Origin of the sequence: Ereboglobus sp. PH5-5 (assembly GCF_029504805.1) — a bacterium.
GTDB lineage: Bacteria > Verrucomicrobiota > Verrucomicrobiia > Opitutales > Opitutaceae > Ereboglobus.
In genome coordinates, this window is the sequence record NZ_JAQFIT010000002.1 from 245909 (window position 1) to 266914 (window position 21006).

Below are 21006 nucleotides of genomic sequence, written 5' to 3' on the forward strand. Positions count from 1 at the left end.
TTATTCACCATGACCGTCCTCGAACAAGTCGAAGCACAAATAGCACAACTCACCACTCGCACCACCAAGCGTAACACAGGGACGATTCGCGCCCTCGCCGACGGCGTCGCGCAGATCGACGGGCTTTCCGACGTCATGTATAACGAAATGGTGCAGTTCCCCGGGAATGCCATCGGCATCGCGCTCAACCTCGGGCAGGACGAAGTCGGCTGCATCATCCTCGGCGACATCGCCGCGCTCAAGGAAGGCGACGAAGTGCGGACCACCGGCAAACTCCTCTCCGTGCCCGTCGGCAAGGCGCTGCTCGGCCGCGTCGTTGACGCGCTCGGAAATCCCGTGGACGGCAAGGGCCCCATCGACGCCAAGGAAACCTATCCCGTCGAACGCATCGCGCCCGGCATCATCGCCCGCAAATCCGTTTCGCAGCCCGTCTTCACCGGCATCACCGCCATCGACTCGATGATCCCCATCGGTCGCGGCCAGCGCGAACTCATCATCGGCGACCGTGCCACCGGCAAGACCACCATCGCCATCGACACCATCATCAACCAGGCCAAGATCAACAAAATCGGCCTCGCCTCGGGCGACTCGAACTTCCGCCCCATCTACTCGATCTACGTCGCCGTCGGACAGAAGAATTCCAACATCGTCCGCACCATCGCGACCCTCGAGGCCGCCGGCGCGCTCGAATACACTGTCATCGTCGCCGCGCCCGCCGCCGACAACGTCGCCAACCAATACATCGCGCCCTTCGCCGGGGCCGCCATCGGCGAATGGTTCATGGAAAACGACATGGACGCGCTCATCATCTACGACGACCTCTCCAAGCACGCCGTCGCCTACCGCCAGATCTCGCTCATCCTCAAGCGCCCCTCCGGACGCGAAGCGTATCCCGGCGACGTCTTCTATCTCCACTCGCGCCTCCTCGAACGCGCCGCCCGCCTCGACGGCAAGGGCTCGCTCACCGCGCTCCCCATCGTCGAAACACTCGCGGGCGACATCTCCGCATACATTCCGACAAACATCATCTCCATCACCGACGGACAAATCTTCCTCGAAACCGACCTCTTCAACCAAGGCACGCGCCCGGCGGTTTCCGTGGGCCTCTCGGTTTCCCGCGTCGGCTCCTCGGCGCAAATCAAGGCGACGAAACAAGTCGGCGGAAAACTCAAGGGCGAGCTCGCCCAGTTCCGCGAACTTGCCGCCTTCGCGCAATTCGGCTCCGACCTCGACGAACGCACCAAGAAGCAGCTCGACCGCGGCAGTCGCATCGTCGAACTCTTCAAGCAACCCGCCGGCGCGCCCATTCCGATCGAGCAGCAAGTCGTGACCCTCTGGGCCATGCAAAACGGCTACTACGACGCGCTCGAAATCAAGGACATCATCGCCACCGCCAAATCGCTCCGCGAATTCTTCGCCACGCGCAAGGCGGAGCTCCTCACCGAAATCCGCACCAAGGCCGCGCTCGACAAGGACCTCGAAGCCAAGATCAAGGCGGCGACCGACGAGTGGCAGCTCACGCAAAAAGCCTGACGGCTTTTTGCTAATGAAGAATGTAAAATGTATAATGAAACCAAAGGCACACACGACCACGCCCGCGCGCGAAAACATGCCTGTGCAAGGAGCGGCGGCATCCCGCCGCCGGACGCGACGCAGTCGCGCCCCATTATCCATTCCACATTATCCATTATTCATTAGGATTTAATCCGCCGACACCAACCCGATGCCATCAACCAGAGACATACGCAGGCGGATTAAATCCGTCAAAAACACCCGCCAGATCACGCGGGCGATGGAGCTTGTCGCCTCCTCGAAAATGAAGAAGGCGCAGCAAGCCGCGATCTCGGGCCGGCCCTACGCCAGCCTCCTCGTGTCGATGATCGCCAACATCGCCCCGCATTTCGACGAGAGCGAGAGCATTCACTCCTTCATCGACAAGCGCGAAATCAAGACACGCGGCATCCTTCTCATCACGACAGACAAGGGCCTCTGCGGCCCCCTCAACACCAACCTCTTCAAGCTCATTTCCGACAACCTCCCGCGCACCACGCCCGTGAAGTTTGTCTCCATCGGACGCAAGGGCACCCAATACCTCGCCCGCATGAAACGCGACATGATCGCCGACTTCCCCGTCAGCGACCGCGTGACATTTGCGGAAACCCGCAACGTCGTTCAGTTCATGGTGAAAAAATATCTCGAAGGCGAGATCGACACCATCGAAGTCCTCTACGCCACCTTCAAAAACACGCTCGTGCAAGTGCCCCAGCTCCGCCCCGTGCTCCCGCTGGCTAACCTCGCCCAGGCGGTTGAGGACCTTCGCAAGCAAAGTGGCGCCGAGCATAAATGCGACACGCGCGAGTTCATTTACGAACCCGGTCCGAAGGCCGTGCTCGACGCGCTGCTCCCATTCTACGTGAACCGCGTCATCCACCAGTATTTCCTCGGCGCGAAAGCCTCCGAGCACAGCGCTCGCATGGTCGCCATGAAGACCGCGAAGGACAACGCCTCCAAGCTCCTCGACAACCTCACGCTCAAATTCAACAAGGCCCGCCAGACCGCGATCACCAACGAAATCATCGAAATCGCCGCGGCCAGCTTCGCCCAGCAATCATAAAAATAACACCTCTGCTTAAATCGATTTGCGACGACTCGCGCCGGTTTAAGCCGAATCCGAAAAACACCAGCCACCGCTCACACTTTTCATGAATACCGGAAAAATCACCCAAGTCCTCGGCGCTGTCGTTGACGTGCAATTCGCCGAAAACGCAATCCCTCCCATCAACCAGGCGCTCACGGTCGAGTTCACCGCCGCGGGCAAGGCCGAGAAACTCACGCTCGAAGTCCAGCAGCACCTCGGCGACGGCGTAGCGCGCACCATCGCCATGTCCTCCTCCGAGGGGCTCGTGCGCGGCATGGATGTCATCGACACCGGCGCCCCGATCACCGTGCCCGTCGGCGAAGGCGTGCTCGGACGCATCTTCAACGTCACCGGCGACACCGTTGACGACCGCGGCCCCGTCACCGCAGAAAAACGCTATCCCATCCACCGCGATCCGCCCGCCCTCGTCGAGCAGGACACCAAGGCCGAAATCCTCGAGACCGGCATCAAGGTCTTCGACCTCATTTGCCCGTTCCTCAAAGGCGGCAAGGCGGGCATCTTCGGCGGCGCGGGCGTCGGCAAAACCGTCGTCATTCTCGAGCTCATCAACAACATCGCCAAGGCGCACGGCGGCTACTCGGTCTTTGCGGGCGTTGGCGAACGCTCCCGCGAGGGCAACGACCTCTATCACGAAATGTCCGAGGCCGGGGTCATCAACCAGGACGACCTTTCCAAGTCAAAAGTCGCGCTCGTTTACGGCCAGATGAACGAACCGCCCGGCGCCCGCATGCGCGTCGCCCTCTCCGCCCTCTCGATGACCGAGTATTTCCGCGACGAAAAGCACCAGGACGTGCTGCTCTTCATCGACAACATCTTCCGCTTTTCGCAAGCCGGCTCCGAGGTCTCCGCGCTGCTCGGCCGCTCGCCCTCCGCCGTCGGTTACCAGCCCACGCTCGCCAATGAAATGGGCATCCTGCAGGAGCGCATCACCTCGACCAAAAACGGTTCCATCACCTCGGTGCAGGCCGTTTACGTGCCCGCCGACGATCCCACCGACCCGGCGCCCGCGAACACCTTTGCCCACCTCGACTCCACCATCGTTTTGGAGCGCTCCGTCGCCGAGCTCGGCATCTATCCCGCCGTCGACCCCCTCGCCTCCACCTCCAAGGCGCTTGATCCCGCCATCGTCGGCGAGGAACACTACAACACCGCCCGCGAAGTCCAGCGCGTGCTCCAGCGCTACAAGGACCTTCAGGACATCATCGCCATCCTCGGCATGGACGAGCTTTCCGACGAGGACAAGCTGACCGTGTATCGCGCGCGCAAACTGCAACGCTTCCTCTCGCAACCCTTCTCGGTGGCCGAGGTCTTCAACGGCTTCCCCGGCAAATACGTGCCCGTCGCCGAGACAATCCGCGGCTTCAAGATGATTCTCAACGGCGAACTCGACGAGGCCGCCGAGGCCGACTTCTTCATGAAGGGCAGCATCGACGAGATTTTGGCTCTCGCCAAAAAATAAAAGCCTGAAGGCTGAAAAAATACATTCACTCACTCAAATTTCACACCACAGAAGCTCCGGCCTTCAGCCTTCAGGCTTGGCAGACTGTCGCTTCGCTCGAAACAGGTCTTCAGAACCTTCCTCCCATGTTAACACTCGAAATCGTCACACCCGCAGCCTGCGTTTATTCAGAAACGATAGAAACGGTGGTCGTTCCCACGACGACCGGTGAGATCGGGATTCTGCCCGGCCACCTGCCGCTGCTCACGCAAGTGCGCGCCGGCGAGTTGCGCGTGACGAAAGACGGCGTGGAGGATTACATCATCATTGGCGACGGCTTTGCGGAGATCGAGTGCGACCGCGTTTCCATCCTCGCCGAAAACGCGATCAACGACGAGGAGATCGACACCAACGCCGCCGAGGCCGCGGTCAAGCGGGCCGAGGCCGCGCTGAAAAACCGCGACAGCATGACGCCCGAGGAGCTCGATCGTGTCGAAGCCGCCATGCGCTTCTCGATGGCGCAACTCGCGCACAAGCTCATGAAGAAATAACACGGGGCTTCGCTTCCCGTAACGGCTCGATGTCCGCGACAGTCGAAATCACCGGGGTCTCGCCCAAGGAAATCCCGATGGAACTGCTTTTGCAGGCGGACCCATCCGAGGAAAAACTCAAGGGCTACCTGCCCCTCTCAACCTGCTTTGCCGCGTGGTCCGACGGCGTGCTGGTTGGCGCCTGCGCGGTCATTCCCACCGACGAAGAAATTTACGAACTGATGTGCATTTCCGTTGCGCCGGCCCACCGGCAAAAAGGCGTCGGCGCGCAGTTGCTCCGGCACGTCATCGCGGCAATCGGAAAGCTGGGCGCGAACCAACTGACCGTCGGCACCGGCAGCTTTGGCTACCAACTGAGTTTTTATCAACGACAGGGTTTTCGTGTTTCATCCATCGACCGGGATTTTTTCATCAAAAACTACCAAGTCCCGATTTTCGAAAATGGAATACAACTCAGGGACATGCTTCGCCTGACTTTCGATTATGGTAAATCAACGTAACGCGCGGGGAGTCATCCAAGGATAAACGCGGCGGCGGTCGGAATCTCGCGGACGCCCGGAACGGCGAAACCGCCCTGCCCCGGCGCCGTTGCGAGGCGATCACTTCACGACGGGGAATTGCGATATTCGCAGCGTGGTGCAGCCGTAGGGAATCAGGGTGATTTCCTCCTCGGGCTGCCCGTAATCGTCGCCCGGTTTGAGCCGTGTGAAGGGAATCGGGCCGGTCATTTCATTGTATAATTTCCAATGGGGAATCCGCTTCGCCTTCACCTTTATTTGCACGGGCGCGTTTTCCAAATTCCAAAAATACTTCGCCTTCTGCCTCGACGGATCGACCGTGACCTTGAAGTGCTCCGCCGTTTTCTTCCTGTTGAAGTTGACTATGCCGTAGTTCCAGTTGTCGGACGAGGTGACTTCGTAATAATGCTCGCCGTAGCGCGTCACGTCCTCGTCAGGGAACTTCTTTTTCGTCCATTGCTCCTCCATCCGCAGCGCATACACCAGCGGGCCGCGTTCCACCGCGATTGAGTTTTCATACCATGTGCTCGTGCTTACCTGCATCGGCAGGCTCAGTTCGAGAACATCCCCGCTTTTCCACGCGCGACGGATCACGGCAATTTCGCCGGCGGCGGCGCTACGCTCCGGTTTTCCGTTCACGCTGACCTCCGCTTTTTTGCACCAGCCTGGAATGCGAAGATGCAGCGGAAAGTTGATTTCGGAAACACCCTTGTCCTCGATTTGCACGGTAAAGCGGATGCGGTCGTCCATCGGATAATACGTGTCCTCGGTGATTTTCACGCGACGTCCGTCGGCCACCTTGGCGGTGACTTCCGACGGTGAATAAACCAGCGCGGCGAGCCCGTTGTCGGGCGTCGCATGCCAGAGGTTTTGTGTGAACTTGGGCCAGCCCTGGTGCATGTTCGAGGCACAACAGGGGTAACCCGAGAGCAGTCCGTAAACGAGATTGGTGCCGTGCTGGAGAACATCGAAGTTGCGGATGTGGCGCGTCACCATCACTTGGTTCGCCTGCTGAAAATATTGCTTATACATGAAGTCGTCCGTGATCTGCGTGGGCAGCGCGTTGAACGCCACCCGCTCCAAGTGGTCGGCGAAGGCCGTGTCCCCGGTGATGCCGAGTATTGTCTCGAGCGAATACATCAGCTCCACCGCCGAGCACAGCTCGGAGCCTTGCGTGGGATTGCTGCCGTGCAGCGCCTCGTCGCCGCCATACATGCCCTGCGCGTGCCCGTTGAACTTGCGCAGGTCGGCGAATCCCTTGCGCACGGCGTCGAGGTATTTTTTCTCGGGATGCTGCTGATAATACACCGCGGGCTCCTTGATGCCTTGCGCGAGGTTGACGCAGTGAATGCTCGCGAAGCGCGCAAGATCCTCGCCCTTAAGAAACATCCCCGTGAAGTCATGCCCCTGCTTGTGGAGCAGGTCGGCAAGCTCCAGCAAAAATCCGTCGCCCGTTATATTATACAACCAATACACAACTTGAATATTGTCGCACACGCGGAACCGCGCCCAAAATGTCCAATTGCCCAACGGTTTCGCGGGAAGCGTTTTTAGTTGGTATTGAAAATACCGCGTCATGAAACCGATCACGCGCTCGTCGCCCGTCGCCGAGTGGTGCTGTTGCAGGATTTTCAGGACCACCATGCGCGGCCACCAATCCTCGGCGTTCGTGCGCTGCAACCCCGGCTCGCGTCCGTAGTTTTTGGCGGGGCCGAAAAAACCGTCCTCGCGCTGGCTCGCAAGCGCCCACTCAACCCAGGGGCGCGCCTTTTCCTTCAGCGCCCCGTCGTCCAAAATGTGCGCGAGCGGCAGCAAACCGTCGATCCAGTAGGGGCCGCGCTCCCATTGATCGCCGTCGCCGCCGAGCCAGCCGTTGCGCGAGCCCATCACCTGCGGATACAGCGTGTCCATTTGTCCCGTCGCGCCGGTTTTCTGGCGTTTCAGCATCTCGTGCAACCAGCCCTTCGCCTTGATGCTCCCGAGCGGAAGCTCGACGTAGGGTTTCCGCGCCAGCGGAAAACGATTGTTCGGATAATTGTATTCCGCCGACGCGCGCGCGCCGCCCAGGCACAGGGCGAGCGCGAGCACCAGCAACAACGGGGCTTGGGCTGTTTTCATGGGGATGATTTGTGAATTGTTGGGATTCTGAAAAAATATTCCTCGCCCCTCAGGCGTCAGCCGGGAGCGGCGGGCAGCTGCAAACGAGATTTCGGTCGCCGTAAACATTGTCCACGCGGCCAACCGACGGCCAGAACTTGTGCTCGCGCACCCACGCGGTCGGGAACGCCGCCTGCTCGCGCGAATAGGGACGGTCCCATGTGTCCGCGCAGACGACCTTCGCCGTGTGCGGCGCGTTTTTCAGGACGTTGTTCACCTTGTCCGCACGGCCCTCGACCACGTCCGCGATTTCCTTCGCGATGGCGATGAGCGCGTCGCAGAAACGGTCAAGCTCGACGAGCGATTCGCTTTCCGTCGGCTCGATCATGAGCGTGCCGGGCACGGGGAAACTCATCGTCGGCGCGTGGTAGTTGTAATCCTGCAGGCGCTTCGCGATGTCGTCCACCTCGATGCCGTGCTTCTTGAACTGGCGGCAGTCGATGATGCACTCGTGCGCGACATGGCCCGTCGCGCCCTTGTAGAGAACCGGGTAGTGCGCGTCGAGCTGGCGCGCGATGTAGTTGGCGTTGAGGATCGCGAGCTTCGTCGCCTGCGTGAGCCCCGCCGCGCCCATCATGCGAATATACATCCAGGTGATCGGCTGCACGCTCGCGCTGCCGTGCGGCGCCGCGCTGACCGCGCCGGGCGTGTTGTATTGCGAGTGCCCGGGCAGGAACGGCGCGAGGTGTTTTGCCACGCCGATCGGGCCGACGCCGGGGCCGCCGCCGCCGTGCGGAATTGCGAAGGTTTTGTGCAGGTTGAGGTGGCAGACGTCCGCGCCGATGTGGCCCGGCGAGGTGAGGCCGACTTGCGCGTTCATGTTCGCGCCGTCCATGTAGACCTGCCCGCCGTGCGAGTGCACGATGTCGCAAATCTCGCGAATCGGCGCCTCGAACACACCGTGCGTCGAGGGATAGGTGACCATGATCGCGGCGAGGTTGTCCGCGTGCTCGGCGGCCTTGGCGCGGAGGTCGGCGACGTCGATGTTGCCCGCCGCGTCGCATGCCACGACGACCACTTTCATGCCCGCCATCACCGCCGTCGCGGGATTCGTGCCGTGTGCGCTGACCGGGATGAGGCAGATGTTGCGGTGCCCCTGCCCTTGCGCGATGAGGTAGCGGCGGATCGTGAGGATGCCCGCGTATTCGCCGTTCGCGCCGGAGTTCGGCTGGAGCGAAACCGCGGCGAAGCCGGTGATTTCCGCGAGCCAGGTTTCGAGGTCGGAAAACAACTTCGCGTAACCGCGCGCCTGCTCCGCCGGCGCAAACGGATGCGGCGCCGCAAACTCCGGCCAGGTGATCGGAAGCATTTCGCTGGCGGCGTTGAGTTTCATCGTGCACGAGCCGAGCGAGATCATCGAGTGGCAGAGCGACAGGTCGCGCGCCTCGAGCCGCTTGATGTAGCGCAGCATTTCGTGCTCGGTGTGATAGCTGTTGAAAACCGGATGCGTAAGAAACGCGCTGGTGCGGGCCAGCTTTTCTGGAATCTGAGATTTGAAATCTGAAATTCGCGCCGCGGGCGCGCTCCCGGCGATGATTTGAATGAGATCCCCGACATCGGCGTCGGTTGTCGTCTCGTCGAGCGACACGCCGACGGTGCTCGCGTCGATTGCGCGGAGGTTGATTTGCTTCGCGGAGGCGCGGGCGTGAATGACGGACGCATCCACATTTTGGATACAGAGCGTGTCGAAAACCGGCGCATCGTTCGTGGCGATGCCCGCGGCCTGAAGCGCGGACTGGAGGCGCAGCGTGTGCGCGTGCGCGCGGCGGGCGATTTTGCGCAATCCCTCCGGCCCGTGATACACGGCATACATCGACGCCATCACGGCGAGGAGCACTTGCGCGGTGCAAATGTTCGACGTGGCCTTGTCGCGGCGGATGTGCTGCTCGCGCGTGCCGAGCGCGAGGCGGAGCGCGGGGTCGCCCTGCGCGTCCCTCGACACGCCGACGAGCCGTCCGGGCATCTGGCGTTTGCAGGCGTCCCTGGTCGCCATGTAGCCGGCGTGCGGCCCGCCAAAACCCATCGGCACGCCGAGGCGTTGCGCGCTGCCCACGGCGACATCGGCGCCGAACTCGCCCGGCGCGCGCAACAGCGTGAGCGCGAGCAAATCCGCCGCCACCACGCAGAGCGCGCCCGCCTCGTGCGCGCGGGCGAAGAAGTCGGCGTAGTCGCAAATGTTTCCGCGCGTGTCGGGATACTGCACGAGCACGCCGCACCAGGTGGCGTCGGGCGCGGCCTTCGTGTAATCGCCCGTGACGACGTTGATGCCGAGCGGCTCGGCGCGCGTGCGGATGAGGTCGATGGTTTGCGGATGGCACGCGTCGGAAACGAAGAACGTGTTTCGCGTGGTGTTGTTCGCGACGCGATGGCAAAGCGTCATGGCCTCCGCCGCGGCGGTGGCCTCGTCGAGCAGCGAGGCGTTGGCGATGTCGAGCGCGGTGAGGTCGGTGACGAGCGTTTGGAAGTTGAGAAGCGCCTCGAGGCGGCCCTGCGAAATCTCCGCCTGGTAGGGCGTGTAGGCCGTATACCAGCCGGGGTTTTCGAGAATGGCGCGGCGAATGACCGACGGCGTGCGCGTGCCGTAGTAACCGCGGCCGATGAACGAGCGGCGCATTTCGTTTTGGCGCGCGACCGCCAGCAATTCCGCCAGCGCGTCGCTCTCGCCCGCGGCGGCGGGAAGTTTCAGCTCGCGCCCGAGCCGGATGCCCGCGGGCACGGTTGCGTCGATGAGCGCGTCGAGCGACGGCTGCCCGAGCGTTTCGAGCATCTTCGCAACATCGGCCTCGGTCGGCGAGTTATGACGCGGGGCAAAAACATCGGAGACGGTCTCCGCGGGCGTGGGATTTGTCATGCCGTAACGCTAGGAATCGCGCCGCGCCGCTGGCAACAGATTTAACCCCAAAAAGCGCATTTGGATTGGACGCGCCGCAAAACAAGCTCGCCCGCCCGCCGTCCGCTTCGACATGCTTCCCACATCAATCAAAAAGGTGAAAGGCACGCTCCAGAGAATCTTCAAGCTTGAGGAAAATCGCACCACGGTTTCGCGCGAAATCCTGGCCGGGCTGACGACGTTTGCCGCGATGGCCTACGCGCTCACCGTCAATCCCGGCATCCTGGCCGACGCGGGCATGGACAAGGCCGCGCTCGTCACCATCACCGCGCTCAGCGGCGCGGTCGCCACCATCCTCATGGCGCTGCTCGCAAACTATCCGCTCGCGATGGCGCCGAGCATGGGCATCAACGCGATCTTCACCTACACAATCTGTCGCGACATGGGCACGGGCTGGTCCGACGCGCTCGGCATGGTTTTCATCAACGGCATCCTGTTTTTCATCCTGTCCGTGACCAACGTGCGCGCGCGCATCGTCGATTCGCTGCCCTACTCGCTCAAGATCGCCATCACTTGCGGCATCGGGCTTTTCATCGCGTTTCTCGGGTTGCAAAAGGGCGGCATTGTCGTCGCCGACCGCGACACGCTTCTCGCGGCGAGCAACTTCGCCACCCCCGAGGTCGCGCTCTGCCTCGGCGGAATCATTTTCACGATGATTCTGGTCACGCGCCGCGTGCCCGGCGCGATCATCATCGGCATCATCGCAACGACAATCGCGGGCGCGTTCATCACCGGCGCAAACGGCCGCGCGATCACGCACCTCGACCTCGCCACCGCGCGCTGGCTGCCCGCCTCGCCGGAGCCGCATTTTTTCAAGCTCACCTTCGGTTTTCTCTCCAGTTGGGACGCGTTTATCAAGGCGGTCCCCGTCATCCTCGTGCTGTTGCTGATCTCGATGTTCGACAGCATCGGCACGCTCATCGGCGTCGCCAAGCGCGCCGGGCTGCTGCGCGACGACGGCTCGCTGCCGCGCATCGGGCGCGTCTTCGTAGCCGACTCGGTCGCCGCCGCGTGCAGCGCGCTGTTCGGCACATCGACCGTCGTCAGTTACGCCGAGTCCGCGTCGGGCGTCGAGGCGGGCGGGCGCACCGGATTGACCGGCGTCACCGTCGCGGTGCTCATGCTGCTCGCGCTGTTTTTGACCCCCGTCATCCTGTGCATCCCCAACGCCGCCATCGCGCCCGCGCTCATCATCGTCGGCGTTTTTATGATGCAGTCCGTCGTTGAGATCAAAATGGACGACTTCACCACCGCCGCGCCCGCCGTGCTCACGATCATGGCGATCCCGCTCACCTTTAGCATCGCAAACGGCATCGGCATCGGGATTCTCGCGTCGGTGATGCTTGCGCTCTTTACCGGCAGGGCGCGATCCATCACAGTCATCGGTTACATAATCGCCGTCATCTTTTTCCTGAAATTTTTCCAACTCTTCCCGTTCAACCACGCGGGCTAAACACACCGCCGCCTTGACCACGCTTAAAAACACTCCCGACTTCGAAGCGCTCATCCGCCAGTTTCACCACGCCGAGGGAAGCGCCCTCGCGCCGCTCTCGCCCGAGGACCGCCCGCTGCACGGCCAGACGCTCTACCTCGCCAGTTGCGAACTCGAAATGCGCTTCGGCAATTTCCGCGCGCACATTTTTCAGGACATCATCGACAAGCACTACCTCATCGCGCTCGCGCACGGCGACATCACCAGCGCCGAACCGCTCCACATCCGCATGCACTCCTCGTGCGTGACGAGCGAAACCCTGCGCGGCTGCGATTGCGATTGCGTCGAGCAACTCGAAAGCGCGCTCGAGCTCATCGCCAAAAAGCGCCGCGGCATCCTCTTCTACCTCATGCAGGAGGGCCGCGGAGTCGGCTACGCCGCCAAGGCGCGCGACCGCATGATCGTGCAAGCCTCCGGCGACCGCCTCACCACCTTCGACGCCTACGCCGCGATGGGGCTCAAAAAAGACCACCGCCACTACGACAACATCTCGCAAATCTGCCACCTCCTCGGCATCCGCGCGCCTTTCAACGTCCTCACGAACAACCCCGACAAAGTCGCCGCCCTCCGCGCGCAAGGCATCCCCATCGCCGCCACCGAGCCGCTCGAAGTCGAGCCCTCGCCCTTCAACCTCGCCTACCTCACCTCGAAGGCCACCTGCGGCGGCCACAACCTCAAGCGCCCCACCGTCAGCAAGGTCCGCCGCGCCGCGCCGCCCGAGCCCGTCGACGCCTTTCGCCCGCACGCCCTCGCCAACGCACGCCGCTTCATCTACGCCGCCAGCTATTTTCTCCCCATAAAACAAGTCGACGACTGCGCGCTGCTAACCGGCGAACAATACCAAAAAATAACCGACGCCCACCGCGCGCTCATCCTCGAGCACACGCCGCTTCGCGACAACCGCCACCTCGTAAAAATCTCCCCCGCCGCCCTCGCCGCGCACCGCAAGGCCAACCCCGGCGACACCGTCACCGACCTTCTCGCCGCGCCCTACTGGTTCCGCACGCACGTTTATTACGACATCGTCACCTGCCAGGAACACGTCGTCCTCACGCACGGCCAGCCGCGCGCCGGCGACATCCCCGTGGTGCGCCTTCACAGCGAGGCGCTCTTCAACCGCTTCCCGCTCCGCACCGCCGCCAACCGCGACAAAATGAAGCAGTCCGTGAAGCACATCATCACCTACGGCTGCGGCGCGCTCCTGCTCATCTACAACGACGGACGAGGCGCCGGCTTCGGGGCCTACGCCACCGACCTCATGATGACGCAAACCGGCCAGGCCCGCACCACCGACGAGTCCTACCGCAAGCTCGGCATCAGTTACGACAGCCGCGACTACGACGCCGCGATGCTCCTTTTGAGGCAGCACATCCCAAATGAAAAAATCCAGATGGTGATGAACAACCCCGACAGCCTCGTGAAGAAAAACGAATACATCGCCGCATTAAAAGCGCACGCCATCGACGTGGACCGCTGGATATTCTTGGACGAGCATCCGGTGTATGAGTGAGCGGCGTTGACGCATGCGCGCCTTGTTATGCCGCGTTTTTAGGCAGGGCGGTTTCGATGTTCCGAGCGGCAGCGACAGTATTACAACCGTCGCGTTTGCCGCTCGTAATTCTCGGCGAGCGCGCCCCACCCGTTAAGGTCTAAAACGCGCTCGCAACCGGAATCACTCCACTTTTTCGATGAATGTCGCCAGCACGGTTTCGCCGCCAAGAAGATCGAGCTTTCCGTTAACAATGCGCCAGCCCGTCACCGAGGGGAAGATTCGGTTGTATTTGTGCTCAAGCTCCATGTCGGGCTGCGGTCCCGCCATGCGCGTCGAAACCATCATGCCAAACGAAAGATTCGCGCCATCCAGTTTATACAGGCCGCTGTAATTGTTGACCGGCGACTTGCCTGCCGCGCGGGTGTTCGTCGCGTCGAACTGCAAGGTGGGCAGCCCCCTGTAGTCGGACGCGTTCAGCACAACCCCGCCGAGGCTTTCCAGCCTCCAGGATTTCGACACCAGCACCGCCGGGTCGGTTTGCGTGATCGTGGCCGCGGCGGCCACCGCCGGCTTCGCCGATTTGTCCGCGCACGCCGATACGAAAAGCGACAGCGCCGCAATGAAAGTGAGAGAAACGATTGTCCGTGTATGTTTAGTCATGATGTTGAATTGAACAGTTCGCCCATAAATGGTTCCGAAAACCGCAACAATGCAACCCCGTCCGTTGTTTTCAAAATAAACTTACACTTGAATCGCGGAAGCGCGGAAGGGCGGAAAAGCGGAGCCATGCTAGAAGCTCCGCCGCAACCGAATGGCCTTCGTGGCGCGGACCGTCATGCCGGTTTGGAACCATGGAAATCCGACTCAGTTTTTCCGCCCCTCCGCCCTTCCGCGTTTCCGCGTTTCCGCGATTTTCACCATTTTCACGGAAGTATAAAAGCGCCCATCCACGCGGTGAGTTGCAATTCCTGAACGCCCGCCATTCGTGTTTTTCACGAGAGCTCAGAGTCTTACTGTAATTTTTGGGCAAGCTGGCGCGCGCAACCCGCCCCGCGCAATCTGCGGGCAAAGCTTAACCCTCGGATCCCCTCACCCTCCGCAAAAGAACGATGACCCACCCACTGTCATTTTTCGCCTTGCTCCCCGTGCGAGACCCGAGGAACGCGCACAGAGAACCCAGAAACTGAAGAACCCATGAACACCAATATACAGATATCACGTTTGCGCTTTGCGTCCATGGCCGTCGGCGGACTTGTTTTGTCCGGCACGCTGGCAATGGCGCAGGCTGTCAGGCCCGACACCACCCCGACCTCCGACACCCCGCCGATCCCCGTCACCACACGGGCCGCCACCCCGGCTCCGATTGATGACGAGATCATCATGCTGTCACCCTTCCAAGTGGATGCGACAAGGGACAAAGGTTATTATGCCGAGAACACCCTCGCCGGCAGCCGCATGCGAACAAATATCTCCGACTTGGGCGCGGCGATCTCGGTGGTCACAAAACAGCAGATGGAGGACACCGCATCGTTGGATATCAACGACGTGTTCAGGTATGAAATCAACGCCGAGGGTTCATCAACCTATACGCCAATCAGCGCCCCCGGACGCGCCGCGACGGGATATGCGGACAACATCAGCGGCAACAGCACGGGCGGCGGTGAAATCAGAACCAACTCGGGCGCCAACCGGCTGCGCGGCATGGGCGCGCCCAGCATGGCGTTGAATTACTATTCGGCGCTCTCCCAGATTCCGTTCGATTCCTACAACGCCGCCTCCGTCGAAATCAACCGCGGCCCGAACTCGCTGCTCTTCGGCATGGGCAATCCCGCCGGCATCGTCAACATGAGCATGGCGCAAGCGTTGATAAACAAAAACACGGCGCAAGTGATGGTGCGCATCGATGACCGCGGCTCAAACCGCGCCTCGTTCAATTTTAACAAAACGCTCATCAAGGACAAACTGGCCGTCTATGGCGCGCTTTTGTATAATGACGAGCAATTCGAACGGAAGCCCTCCTACGACATCACTCGCAGGCAGTATGCCACCGTCACCTACCAGCCGTTCAAGAGAACCAAGATCACCGCCAGCATCGAAGGCTACAAAAACGACGGCCGCCGCCCCAACTTTATGACGCCAAAGGATTATGTGACCAGCTGGGTCAACGCGGGCAAACCCGGCTACGATCCGCGAAGCGGCACGTTTGTCCTCGAGGACGGATCCGTGGTGCCCTATGTCACAAACGCGAACTCCCCGCTTGCTGAAAACATGGTGAACTACCTCAAGGGACTGCCCAACTTTGTAACCGCCAAATATACCGAAAAAAGAACCGACGGACGGCTCACGGGCGCCACCTACGACGGCGTGAATGTTTTCACGGCGGACATCATCACCAACATAAAATCCCCCATGCGCATTCCCGGCATCGCAATCCACGCGTCGAGACCCTTCCAGATGCTCGACAGCGGAAACAGCGTCGGATTTTATGAGACCGCCGCCGACCGGGTGCTCGCAGCCTGGGGAACCACCACCGTCACGCCAGCCGAGGCGGACATCTGGGCAAACCCCACCTGGTATAACGCCTATAACGCATCCTATACGCGCTCCTACGGGAACGCCGCGAAATACGCCGCGACCATGCCCAGCTACAAGGACCCGGGCGTTTCCAACTCGGCGATTTATGATTGGACCGACATCAACACCAACCAGATGAATTTCGCCGAGGCCCGCAACACCAACTACAATGTTGAGTTCGAGCAGGAAATACTCCCCGGCTTGCTGCACTTCAGCGCCGGCTGGTTCAGGCAGGACTACAGGGCGGTGCAAAACTACACCGTCGCCCAACTCGACGCCGCGACCCTGTATGTGGACACCAACCTGTATCTCCCGGACGGGACGGAAAACAAATACTTCGGGCAGGTTTATCTGGAGGACACGGACGCGGACACATGGGAAACCAGCATCAACACCGACCAATACCGCGCCATGCTGGCCTTTACCCCGGACTTCACCAAAAACAAGGGATGGACCCGCTGGCTGGGGCGCCACAACATTCTCGGCCTCGTCTCCCATCATGAAACGGAGACCAAGACCTATCGGAAACGCCTCATGTTCGTGGGCGCGGGCAGCGAGGCGAGCGCCTTGCGATACCTGCCCGATCCGACGCGGGGCAGCACATGGTCATACACATACGGGCACGGCTCCCGGGTTGGCCGCAGCGAGGACGGACGGGCCGCCTATCGCATGTATTACCTCTCCTCTCCCGGCGACCCCGGCGGCGTGGTCACGCACGCCTCCGGCGCATGGTCCGGCGCGACCTCCTACACCGGCGATATTCTGGGATACAATTACAACACCAACCAATGGGAACCCTACAACATGACCATGGGGCTTTCCACCCACAGCGCCGGCACCGACAGGCAGGAACGCAAGCTCCTCTCCTACAGCACGGCCATCACCAGCTACCTGTGGAAAGACAGGCTCATCACGACATTCGGCATCCGCCGCGATGAAAACAAAACCCGCACCACCGACAAGGGCGCCACAACCAACGCGCAAAAATTCGTGGACGGATATTACCAGACTGAATACGTGAATTCATTCAGGACCAAATGGAACGAGCTCAACGGCACCACAAAGACCGTTGGCTTCGTCCTGAAACCCTTCCTGAACTGGGAGGCGATTGAAAAACGGGCCGCGGACGGCAACCTGTTTTGGGAATTCGTGCGCGACTTTGGCATCAGCTACAACAAATCCGACAATTTCGACGCCCCTCCCGCATCCTACGTCGATTACTTCGGCAACGCCCTGCCCAAGCCGGTCGGAAACGGCAAGGACTACGGCGTGCAATTCTCGCTGTTCCAAAACAAACTCTTCACACGCATCTCCTGGTTCAAGGCGACCAGCGAGAACAACTATATCAACCCCAGCTCCGCCGGCTCGCGCCTGACCACGCTCATCGACACCAACTCATTTCGCGGCTGGGCGGAACGAATCGCCCTGCTCAACCTCACCAACATGAACGTCGTGGGATCGCCCACCGACACCGCCGACTGGGTGAACCTCGCACGGGCGTCGGTCAACGAGGACGCGCTCAAGACCGAAATATCAAGGATATGGGGACAGGATTATGACTACTACGCGAACCTGCCCGGAACCCCCTACGGCACACAGACCCTTGAGGCCAAGGGTGTCGAAGTCATGATGAACTACAATCCCACCCCCAACTGGACCATGCGGCTCACCGCGGGAAAACAAAGAACTGTTTATAACAACGTGCTGAAGGAATTCGACGCGTGGTATAATCACCGAAACCAATTCATGGAAAATGCGCGCGCCGCCGACTTCCTCAACGCGGACAAGCAGCAATACGCCACCTACACACCGTTCAATTCGACCACGCCGGTCATTTTGGATGAGTTCTGGCAGAGTTCGGGTTACATAGCCGAATACGGCCCCAACAATGCCTATGGTTACAGAGTCGCCCGCGACTATTACGAAGGCGTGGTGACGCCCGAGGAACTATTGGCCAAGATTCTGCAAGGACAAGTTGCGCCGGGACAACGGAAGTATCGCGCCTCCTTTGTTACCAATTATGTCTTCACCCATGGTCCCCTGAAAGGTTTCTCCGTTGGCGGCGCCCAGCGCTGGGAGGACAAGGCCATCATCGGTTATTACGGCAAAGCCAGCAACCCCCTCACGCCCGAGAAAATCGACCTGGCGGACACCTCGCGCCCGATGTATGACAGCGCCAAGTGGTATACCGACCTCTGGGTCGCCTACACATGCAAGGTCTTCAACAACAAGGCGCGCATGAAAATCCAACTCAATGTGACCGATGTCTTCCAAGACGGAGAGTTGCAAGTGGTCGCGAGAAACTACGACGGCTCCCCCGTCTCGTATCGCATCATGGACCCGCGCAAGTTCATCCTGACAGCCACCTTCGATTTCTAAGCCGGTTCATGGGTTTTGACCGGCCGGTCCGGACAAAGGCATCCCCCAAAAAGGGGATGCCTTTTTTATCGAGGCATTTTCGAAAATAGAAAGGCGCAAAAAGATTTGATCGCGGAAGCGCGGAAGGACGGAAAGTCGGAATCAATTAAGAAGCTATGTCTCAATCGAATAGAGCCGAATAGTCTTCGCAGCGCGGACCGCAAAGTCCGCCGGATTGGAATCATGAAAATTTGACTCAGCTTTTCCGCACTTTCGCCCTTCCGCGTTTTCGCGATTAGCCAAATGGAATAGCCACAAAAAGGCACAAGAGACACAAAAAGAATTGATCGCGGAAGCGCGGAAGGGCAGAAAGTCGGAATCAGTTAAGAAGCTCTGTCTCAATCGAATAGAGCCGAATAGTCTTCGCAACGCGGACGGCCAAGTCTGCCGGATTGGAATCATGGAAATTTGACTCAGCTTTTCCGCGCTTCCGCCTTTTCGCGTTTCCGCGATTAGTCGAATGGAATAGCCACCAAAAGGCACAAGAGGCGCAAAAGAATTGATTGAGGAAGCGCTGTCTCAATCGAATAGCTTTCGTAGCGCGGACAGCCAAGTCTGCCGGTTTGTAATCATGGAAATTTGACTCAGCTTTCCGAACTTCCGCTCTTCCGCGTTTCCGCGATTATGTATTTTTCGGTGAAGCAAAATTCTTGTGTTCAAAACAAGGAGGCGCATTGTTCTGAGGCAATCCCAAGAACAGTAAGCCTGACAAGATGTTACCATGTCCCCTCTCGACCTCATTCCCGTGGAGCATGTCCAATCGCGAATCCTCGTGCTGCGCGGTCAACGGGTCATAATCGACAGGGATTCGGCCCGGCTTTACGGCGTGACCACCAAGCGGCTGAATCATTCTAACGCTCGTTCAAAACGACGCAACCAGCACTCACGTAGGGGCTTCGCTTGCGAAGCCCGGTTCGATTGTCAGACCAACCACGGGCGTCGCAAGCGACGCCCCTACATTGGTGTCAATTTGTTCGCGCGTGGGAATCAACGGGTGAATCGCTATCAACGGCGGTTTCCCGCGGATTTTCGTTTTCAACTTGCGCGAGAGGAATGCTCAGAGGTGGTCGCGAAATGCGACCACCTTGGCAACTTGCGATTTAGCAATACATTGCCTTATGCCTTCACCGAGCATGGGGCGATTCAGACGGCCAATGTGATAAACTCTGCCACCGCCGAGGAAATGGGCGTGATGGTTGTCCGGGCGTTCATACAACTCCGGCAAATGATGGTGAATCACAAGGCTCTCACGGCAAAACTGGCCGAACTGGATGCCCGCTTGGGCGAACATGACGAGCAAATCGCCTCGCTGGTTGAAGCCATTCGTAATCTCACAATGCCGGATGGCCCTTTGCATAAGCGGAAAATTGGGTTTGTCCGCACTGACGGTTGAAACAAAATCAACAAACATTGATCTACTCGCTCAAAATTTTGTTAACAAGTCTCGGATTGCCCCTTCCACCTTACATCACTTTCTAAATGTTTTTCCGGTTTTCCGTCCCCTACCATTAAGACCAGAGGTTTTTTCTGGCGTCCATTGCATCCGTCAGGCTTGATCTAGGCCGTAACAAACATCAACCTGATCAAACCGTCATTCAATTAGTTTCTCACAACTCGTTAATTCCACGCTATTTTATAATGATCGATCCTCAAAAAATACCACACTTGATGAAGTATATGGGATCCAAACGCGAGATCTTAGAGTTTATACTAAGCTCCGTTAAAGATTTAAATATCAAATCAGAATGGTTTTGTGATTTATTTGCTGGGACGGCCGTCGTAGGATGTTCACTAAGAGATAAATATAATCTCCAGATTAATGACATTCAGACATATTCATCAGTTTTTGCCAATACCTACCTGATGAATCTGGGGAAAGGCTTCACCGCTGAAAGAATTAATGAAATTGAAGCCCATGCAAAATCATTAGTTGCTGAATTTTATTCGAAATATCCAGAACTGAAATTCCCATATTTCACTAAAATCAGTTTCGACAAACTTTCTAAAATTGAAAAGAAGCAACAAAATTTGATAAATAAGGAATTTGATGTAGGATTCCATCTTTTTACTAAATATTATTCTGGGACATATTGGTCTTTTGATCAATGCGTTTGGATTGATTCAATTAGAGCAATAGCTGAAGAATGCCATGGAACTCCTGAATTTTATATTATACTTTCTTCGTTAATTTATGCTATGTCCTACACTTCTCAAGGAACAGGCCATTTTGCTCAATTTAGAGATGTAAATAAGGAAAATATGTCAGATATCCTGATCTATAGATGCAGGGATATCTGGCCTTTATTCGAAAAAAAATTCAATGAACTTATTAACGTCTTAACCATAAAAGTGCGCAGGAAATTTAGAATAACATCTTTAGATTATCTTGATTGCTTAAGAATTATTGAAGAAAATAGTATCGTATATGCCGACCCGCCATATAGCTCAGTGCATTATTCAAGATTTTATCATGCAATAGAAACTTTAGTAAGATACGACTATCCACATGTAAAATATAAAGGGAGATATCGAGAGGATAGACACCAATCTCCATTCAGCAAGAAAACCGAGGTTGCTAGCGCCTTTAAGCTTCTATTTGAAAATATCAAATTAAGAAAATCCCACATCATATTAAGTTACAGCGACAATGGAATGATTCCCCCAAAGGACATATTAAGAATAGGGAAAGACACCCTTGGTCGATCCTACTCAAGTAAGATTTTTAAAAAAGGACACAAACATAGTAAAATGGGAAGATCAGATGAACACAACATGGAAGTAAATGAACTGTTGATATCTTTTAAAAGAAACTAATTT

General features: G+C 58.5%; 13 protein-coding genes. 10 read left to right on the forward strand and 3 right to left on the reverse strand.

The genetic code is table 11. The annotated features are described in order from the left end of the window. Positions 1 to 9 precede the first annotated feature (9 nt). The 5 genes from atpA (at position 10) to M2103_RS02170 (ending at position 5148) form a co-directional block, all read left to right on the forward strand. The gene (gene atpA / locus M2103_RS02150) at positions 10 to 1533 is read left to right on the forward strand and encodes a F0F1 ATP synthase subunit alpha (RefSeq protein WP_277508446.1); all 1524 of its coding nucleotides are present in this window, start codon (positions 10 to 12) and stop codon (positions 1531 to 1533) included. A 190-nt stretch (positions 1534 to 1723) separates the two neighbouring features. Beyond that, positions 1724 to 2614 carry an ATP synthase F1 subunit gamma gene (gene atpG, locus M2103_RS02155; protein ID WP_277508447.1) on the forward strand — a complete coding sequence of 297 codons (891 nt, stop codon included), beginning with the start codon at positions 1724 to 1726 and terminating at the stop codon, positions 2612 to 2614. Between the two features lie 88 nt (positions 2615 to 2702). Then, complete coding sequence (gene atpD, locus M2103_RS02160; RefSeq protein ID WP_277508448.1) at positions 2703 to 4118, forward strand: F0F1 ATP synthase subunit beta; 1416 nt, start codon at positions 2703 to 2705, stop codon at positions 4116 to 4118. Between the two features lie 125 nt (positions 4119 to 4243). Continuing rightward, the gene (gene atpC / locus M2103_RS02165; RefSeq protein WP_277508449.1) at positions 4244 to 4648 is read left to right on the forward strand and encodes an ATP synthase F1 subunit epsilon; all 405 of its coding nucleotides are present in this window, start codon (positions 4244 to 4246) and stop codon (positions 4646 to 4648) included. 29 nt (positions 4649 to 4677) lie between these two features. Continuing rightward, positions 4678 to 5148, forward strand: coding sequence for a GNAT family N-acetyltransferase (locus M2103_RS02170; RefSeq protein ID WP_277508450.1), 471 nt, complete (start codon positions 4678 to 4680; stop codon positions 5146 to 5148). A 99-nt stretch (positions 5149 to 5247) separates the two neighbouring features. Here M2103_RS02170 and M2103_RS02175 read toward each other — a convergent pair whose 3' ends face one another. Next, complete coding sequence (locus M2103_RS02175; RefSeq protein ID WP_277508451.1) at positions 5248 to 7284, reverse strand: beta-L-arabinofuranosidase domain-containing protein; 2037 nt, start codon at positions 7282 to 7284, stop codon at positions 5248 to 5250. Positions 7285 to 7333: 49 nt separating this feature from the next. Further along, on the reverse strand, positions 7334 to 10174 hold the full coding sequence (gene gcvP, locus M2103_RS02180) for an aminomethyl-transferring glycine dehydrogenase (RefSeq protein WP_277508452.1): 2841 nt from the start codon (positions 10172 to 10174) through the stop codon (positions 7334 to 7336). 112 nt (positions 10175 to 10286) lie between these two features. Here gcvP and M2103_RS02185 point away from each other — a divergent pair, with 112 nt between their 5' ends. Both M2103_RS02185 and ribA read left to right on the forward strand, forming a co-directional pair. Continuing rightward, positions 10287 to 11666 (forward strand): NCS2 family permease, encoded by a 1380-nt coding sequence (locus M2103_RS02185; protein WP_277508453.1) that lies wholly within the window; start codon positions 10287 to 10289, stop codon positions 11664 to 11666. A gap of 13 nt (positions 11667 to 11679) precedes the next feature. After that, complete coding sequence (ribA, locus tag M2103_RS02190) at positions 11680 to 13215, forward strand: GTP cyclohydrolase II RibA (RefSeq protein ID WP_277508455.1); 1536 nt, start codon at positions 11680 to 11682, stop codon at positions 13213 to 13215. Between the two features lie 162 nt (positions 13216 to 13377). Here ribA and M2103_RS02195 read toward each other — a convergent pair whose 3' ends face one another. Next, positions 13378 to 13857, reverse strand: coding sequence for an META domain-containing protein (locus tag M2103_RS02195; RefSeq protein ID WP_277508457.1), 480 nt, complete (start codon positions 13855 to 13857; stop codon positions 13378 to 13380). Between the two features lie 534 nt (positions 13858 to 14391). On the opposite strand from M2103_RS02195, the gene M2103_RS02200 reads away from it, so the two are divergent. The 3 genes from M2103_RS02200 to M2103_RS02210 all read left to right on the forward strand — a co-directional run bounded on the left by M2103_RS02200 (position 14392) and on the right by M2103_RS02210 (position 21003). Beyond that, complete coding sequence (locus M2103_RS02200; protein ID WP_277508458.1) at positions 14392 to 18150, forward strand: TonB-dependent receptor plug domain-containing protein; 3759 nt, start codon at positions 14392 to 14394, stop codon at positions 18148 to 18150. 760 nt (positions 18151 to 18910) lie between these two features. Beyond that, on the forward strand, positions 18911 to 19582 hold the full coding sequence (locus tag M2103_RS02205; protein WP_277508461.1) for an ORF6N domain-containing protein: 672 nt from the start codon (positions 18911 to 18913) through the stop codon (positions 19580 to 19582). A gap of 245 nt (positions 19583 to 19827) precedes the next feature. Beyond that, entirely contained in the window at positions 19828 to 21003 is a 1176-nt protein-coding gene (locus M2103_RS02210) for a DNA adenine methylase (RefSeq protein WP_277508463.1), read from the forward strand. Positions 21004 to 21006: the final 3 nt, after the last annotated feature.

Excerpts from the sequence above, each read along its gene's own strand:
- atpA (WP_277508446.1), top strand. The coding sequence starts at position 10 with ATGACCGTCCTCGAACAAGTCGAAGCACAAATAGCACAACTCACCACT.
- atpG (WP_277508447.1), top strand. The coding sequence starts at position 1,724 with ATGCCATCAACCAGAGACATACGCAGGCGGATTAAATCCGTCAAAAAC.
- atpD (WP_277508448.1), top strand. The coding sequence starts at position 2,703 with ATGAATACCGGAAAAATCACCCAAGTCCTCGGCGCTGTCGTTGACGTG.
- atpC (WP_277508449.1), top strand. The coding sequence starts at position 4,244 with ATGTTAACACTCGAAATCGTCACACCCGCAGCCTGCGTTTATTCAGAA.
- M2103_RS02170 (WP_277508450.1), top strand. The coding sequence starts at position 4,678 with ATGTCCGCGACAGTCGAAATCACCGGGGTCTCGCCCAAGGAAATCCCG.
- M2103_RS02175 (WP_277508451.1), bottom strand. The coding sequence starts at position 7,284 with ATGAAAACAGCCCAAGCCCCGTTGTTGCTGGTGCTCGCGCTCGCCCTG.
- gcvP (WP_277508452.1), bottom strand. The coding sequence starts at position 10,174 with ATGACAAATCCCACGCCCGCGGAGACCGTCTCCGATGTTTTTGCCCCG.
- M2103_RS02185 (WP_277508453.1), top strand. The coding sequence starts at position 10,287 with ATGCTTCCCACATCAATCAAAAAGGTGAAAGGCACGCTCCAGAGAATC.
- M2103_RS02195 (WP_277508457.1), bottom strand. The coding sequence starts at position 13,857 with ATGACTAAACATACACGGACAATCGTTTCTCTCACTTTCATTGCGGCG.
- M2103_RS02200 (WP_277508458.1), top strand. The coding sequence starts at position 14,392 with ATGAACACCAATATACAGATATCACGTTTGCGCTTTGCGTCCATGGCC.
- M2103_RS02205 (WP_277508461.1), top strand. The coding sequence starts at position 18,911 with ATGTCCCCTCTCGACCTCATTCCCGTGGAGCATGTCCAATCGCGAATC.
- M2103_RS02210 (WP_277508463.1), top strand. The coding sequence starts at position 19,828 with ATGATCGATCCTCAAAAAATACCACACTTGATGAAGTATATGGGATCC.